The sequence below is a fragment of the Synechococcus sp. B60.1 genome, assembly GCF_047462555.1.
Taxonomy (GTDB): domain Bacteria; phylum Cyanobacteriota; class Cyanobacteriia; order Thermostichales; family Thermostichaceae; genus Thermostichus.
Window position 1 is genome coordinate 2,443 of record NZ_JANSJN010000058.1, and the last position, 4,916, is coordinate 7,358.

The following is a 4,916-nucleotide window of genomic DNA, read 5'->3' on the forward strand; positions in this document are numbered from 1 at the left end:
ACTTTTGCGTAAAATTGGGAGCCGTATCGCCAAGTCGGAGAGACATACACTCTTTCTCCTCAGTAAAGGGTTCAGTCCGGTGAGGTCAGGATCCGGATCCTTGCGCTCGATCCGTCTGCTGTCTATTTTGCCACAAAAACTCCACTTTTCCGAGCGGATTTTAGGAGATTTTAAGATCATCGCCAACTTGCCCGCAAGGTGAGAAGCCCTTTCCTAATGTGAACAATTGTTGTGGGCAGTCTTAACATTCTGTAGTTTCCTTACAGGCTGCAACGGCGGCGTGCTAGGGGTATTGTAGACAACAGAATCTAGCTCCTCTGCTGAGGTCATGGGATCGATGGAAAGCCTAGAAGCAGTTACACCTTACAGCCTGGCCACCCTGTGGGCCCAAAAATATGTAGACAAGCTGCGGGCACAGGCGGCCTTGGGCGAGCTGCCGGGTACCCAATTAGCCGACAAAGTGAAGGGATCCCTGCGCTTTGCCAGCTCCCAGGCCTGGGCAAAAACGGAGCGGCTCTTGGCTGCCGAAATCCCGAGGCAGCGGCTGGATCCGGACTTGATCGATCCCTGGCAAATTGCCGAGGACTCCCGCGAGTTATTTGAAAAGGCAGCGGAAAGTTGTGGGGAGGGCCTCTCGCCAGTGCGCTTTTCGGTAAAGATTGCACCGTTCTGTGGCAGCCTGCGGGCCCGCTACAGCGAACGGGATCCGCGGGTGCTGGGCTTTTTAAGCATGCAATTCCACTACACGGGGCAGATGGTCTTGCAAGCTCTATCCCCTCAGGAGCGCAGCCTCTTCCACCCCTACTTGAAGGTCATGGACGACCACCTCTACATGCCCCTGCAGAGGATGTACGAGGGTGCCGCTGTTCACGCCAGCGACAACGCTTCTTCCGCCTCTTTGCTGGCTGTTCAGGAACTGCTGCCCATCGTAACCAGTGTGGCGGAATTTATCTGTGCCGAAGTAGCTCAGCGTTTCCCGGACTATCGCTGCGAAAGCGGCCCCTTGACAGATCTGGAGGTGCGGATTTCCAGCATCCGCGATGTGGAGATGTTTCAGGTGTACCTGGGCCTCTGTGCCTTGGAAGGCAGCGTGGTGGCTGTGCAGCAGGAGCTGTTTCCCCTTTGCGTGATGCTGTACCCCCCTCTGAAGGTGGAGTGGAAACTGGTGCGGCAGATGCTGGAGCTGTTGGATGAGGCTTTGCACTCTCGTCTCAGCCCGGCTAGCTACACTTTCCTCCTGCCTTATCTGCGAGCCGTGCAGGGCATGTTCTCGCTGGAGGTTTTCCCCGAGAGCGACCCGATCTGGAGCCATCATCCCGACGTACTGCGCTATATGGGAACGGCGCAGAAGCTGTTGCAAGAATTGATGGGTCAAAAAGTCACTTGAAAATCCTCACGCTTGTCCACTCTATCTTTAGAGCAGGACAGGCTGTTGGGCTATCGCTCTTCAAACCTGCTGGGATCTACGGAGTGTCCAGGAAAGGGGTGGGCTCCACCAGCTCGGTCACAAATTGGTGCAGAATGGGCAGGTAGCGTTCCCCGGCCACCTGGAGCAAGTTGTTGTGATCGGCTCCCTCGATGGGCACCAAACGCTTGGGATCCCGTGCTGCTTGGTAAAGGGCTTCGGCATGCCAGAAGGGGATCAAGCGATCCTGAGTGCCGTGCAAAATCAGCAGCGGGCAATTGATCTGGGCAATGCGGCTGAGGTTGTCGAAGCGATCAAAAGGCAGCAGCGGGATGCGGGTCAGGACGCGAAAAGCGGTTACAAAGGTGGATTCCAGGATCAAGCCCCCCACTGGCTTTTGGGCTGCTAGGTAAACTGAGGGCCCGCCTCCCACCGAGCGTCCATAAAGCAGAATCCGCCCCGGCGGGATCCCCTGATCTCGTAGGTAAGCGTAGGCCGCTTCAATGTCTTTGTAGGCACCGGCCTCGGAAGGGATCCCTTCGCTGGTGCCGTAGCCGCGGTAGTCGTAGGCCAAGACGCTAAACCCCCCCTGCTGCAGCTTCCTCAGGCGCGGCAGGATATCTCCTAGATCCTCGGCGTTGCCGTGGCTGTAGAGGAGGGTATAGGTGGCTGCGGGATTGGGCAGGTAGACCGCTGAAATCTGCAGGCCATCGGCGGTGGTGAGTTTGAGAATGGCCTCCCCATCCTGGTAGCTGGCGGGGCGGGGCAAAAAGATCAGCCGCTCCGATTGAAACCAGCCCAGCCAGAGCAGGTAGCCGTACACCCCCAGGCTGATGGGCAGCAAGGATGGCCCCAGCCGCAGTCCCAGAAAGGGCTTACTCATTGCTCCTTCCCCTCACCCCCGGCCCCTCTCCCTCTAGGAGAGAGGGATTGGGCAGCGACGTTGGGCGCCTTAGGATTTGGCTAGCAGGGCAGAACCTTTCCAAAGGCAAACTCCAATCCAGTTAACCAAAGTATGAGCGACGATGGTTACCAACAGGTTTCCCGACAGCCACACGCCCATCCCCAGGAGAATACCTACGGCACTGGCCCAAACGGCATAGGGCCAACCCTGCCACTCTAGCCAGTGTAAAACCCCAAACAAGAGCCCGCTCAGGAGGATCCCGCCCGTCCACCCCAAGGGGCTGGCCACCAGGGCTGTCATCAGCACGCCGCGAAACAGCCACTCCTCGCTCCACCCCGGTAGCACCCCCACCCAGAAGACGTCTCCCCATTGCAAGGGATCCGCCACCAGGTGTAAGTAGGCGGAAGCCGCCCGGCGATAGGCCGGCCAAAGCCAGTAAGCCCCGCCGCTCAGCAGCGCCACCCCCAGCCCCAGCGCCGCTCCCCAGGCGACGGCCAGCGGATCCCAACGGAAGGGCACGCGGAGGGATCCCAGCCAGATCCAGAGGCCGGCGATGAGGGCCAGGATCAGGCTGGTCAGGCCCATCCCGATCAGGATCTGTTGGCGGGTACAGGGTTGCATCTTGGCACTCATGGGAGGAGCCTATTCCCAGCGTAGGGCGAATTCCGACAAGAACGGCTGCCCGAATCCACACTGGCAGCGGGGAAGACTCTCAGTTGATGCTCTCCCCAGCCCTAGAGAGCGGGGTTTGCGCCGCCCTTGTCTCGGTCAAGGGGGTAGGAGCTTGGGATCCCCCCTCTCCTTTAAGGCAAGTGCTGCCTCAGCAACTGGGCGTGCTGGGCCGATCGCTCCACCCAAACAGCCACTTGGTCAGGGCTGAGGGCCGGCCCGTCGGCATAGCAAGCCAGCCAAGCCCGGTGCAAAGCTTCGGGATCCTCTGGGATCGCCTCGAGATCCCAGCCGGGCATGCCCAATTCCCCGAGTAGCGTTTTTACCTTGGGATCGTAGCTGAGGCCAAAGCAGGCGCAACCCTCAGCCGCCGCCATCACCAAGCCGTGGTAGCGCATAACGATTGCCAATCTCACCCCCCGGAAGACCCCCTTTAAAAGACAGGGATCCCGAATCTCCAACACCTGGCTGTGGCCGGGCAGGCGCTGTTGCAGCTGTTGCGCTAGGCGGTAGTCTGGGCCAAGGTCAAGGGAGCCAGGAGGAGCCAGTTGGAAGGGTAGCAAAAGGAGATAGGCCCCCGTCGAGACCTGGAGGCGCCTCAAGCCTTCCGCCAAAGTCTCAAGTCGCGCTGGAGTGAGCTCGGGATGCTGCCGCAAGACCACGGCAATGCGGGGCTGAGGCCATCTTTCCCACTCCGGCAGGGTTTTGGCGGGCAGGCCCCAAACCGGATCTGGGGCCACCTGATGGGGGATCCCCCAGTCTCGCAGCCATTGGGAGGCAACGGCGTCGCGCACACTGATGGCCGTACAACCTGCTAGAGACCGGCGGGCCAGCTCGCGGATCCAGCCCCGCTGCAAGGGGCCGATCCCCTGGGCCCAGGCCAAAGTTTTCAGCCCCCGCCGCTGGGCCCAGAGCATTAGACCCAGGTAGTAAAGTGGGCTGCGCCAACTGGTGCGATCCTGCAGCAGGCTGCCCCCACCCCAGATGAAAGCTTGAGACTGCCCCAGATAGCGCCGCAAAGCCCAGCCGTCAAAGCGCGGACAGGCCAGCACCCCATAGGTGGCAGCCGTTTCCGCAGGGCGAGGAGAGAGCACCACCGGCTGTACAGGGTTGGGCAACTGCCGCAGCAGCTGCAGTAGAGCCAGCAACAACGCCTCGTCGCCGGCATTGCCGTAGCCATAGTAGCCGCAGATCAAAACCTGTGGCCCCTGCCTGGAGCCGATTTGCTCAGGCAAGTTGCGCCGGGATCCCCAATCGGTAGAAGTCAAGGTTCGGTCGAACTCGGCCCGTTGCATCGAGAACCTAGTCCAGCCTACAGCTTTCTTCCGGGATCCAGAGCGCTGCTGGCGCAGACATCTCCCTTGCAGCCGATGGTCTCGGACAGGTCTTCCTTGATGTTCTGCCCACGGCTAGAGCTTGCTTCCGCGCAGCACTGTGCTAAGGGGTCTTTCTCAGCTTATGGGATTGCTCCCGCTTGCCAAGCTGCCCAGAGCATGAGGTTTCTATCGCAGGGGACGCCGTAACCCCAACTCCAAGGCCTATGGCCGGCTTGCGCGAAGGAATGTGGAAACACTCCAGATACTTCCTCTCCTTGCCGCAGTTTCGTGTTCTCGCAGGCGCAAGATCTCAAGGCGGTGGGACAGGGATCCCCTTTGCAGATAAAGTCTGGTAAGCAGTTCTAACTGAGTTTTTCGCAGGTCGATGACAATCTTGCTGCCCTCCTTGGGCGAGATAGCGGCGATAGAGGTGCAGGTAGCAGTCTGACATGCGAAACAGCCTGTCGAGATCCAGGCTGGTGGGGAACTGGGGATCCCAGCAGCCAGCAGGCAAAGCACTCGGAAACCCCCCACGCTCACCCGGATTTGGCTCACCTAGAGGTGGGAGGGATCTCCCTGCCAGGCCGAGAAGCACCGCTCTATAATGAGTAAGATTTTTGGT

At 59.9% G+C, this 4,916-nt stretch carries 5 protein-coding genes; 2 read left to right on the plus strand and 3 right to left on the minus strand.

Annotated features, from left to right (window positions below; translation table 11 throughout):
- The coding region (locus NW863_RS07890) for a hypothetical protein (protein ID WP_414365680.1) at window positions 1-202 on the plus strand (202 nt) is incomplete at its 5' end.
- 126 nt (window positions 203-328) lie between these two features.
- Entirely contained in the window at window positions 329-1,387 is a 1,059-nt protein-coding gene (locus NW863_RS07895) for a hypothetical protein (protein ID WP_414365681.1), read from the plus strand.
- A 76-nt stretch (window positions 1,388-1,463) separates the two neighbouring features.
- Here NW863_RS07895 and NW863_RS07900 read toward each other — a convergent pair whose 3' ends face one another.
- From NW863_RS07900 to csaB, 3 genes are all read right to left on the minus strand, one after another.
- Window positions 1,464-2,288, minus strand: a complete 825-nt coding sequence (locus NW863_RS07900; protein ID WP_414365682.1) for an alpha/beta hydrolase — start codon at window positions 2,286-2,288, stop codon at window positions 1,464-1,466.
- A 69-nt stretch (window positions 2,289-2,357) separates the two neighbouring features.
- Window positions 2,358-2,942, minus strand: coding sequence for a type II CAAX prenyl endopeptidase Rce1 family protein (locus NW863_RS07905; protein WP_414362192.1), 585 nt, complete (start codon window positions 2,940-2,942; stop codon window positions 2,358-2,360).
- 170 nt (window positions 2,943-3,112) lie between these two features.
- Window positions 3,113-4,273, minus strand: a complete 1,161-nt coding sequence (gene csaB, locus NW863_RS07910; protein ID WP_414365683.1) for a polysaccharide pyruvyl transferase CsaB — start codon at window positions 4,271-4,273, stop codon at window positions 3,113-3,115.
- Window positions 4,274-4,916: the final 643 nt, after the last annotated feature.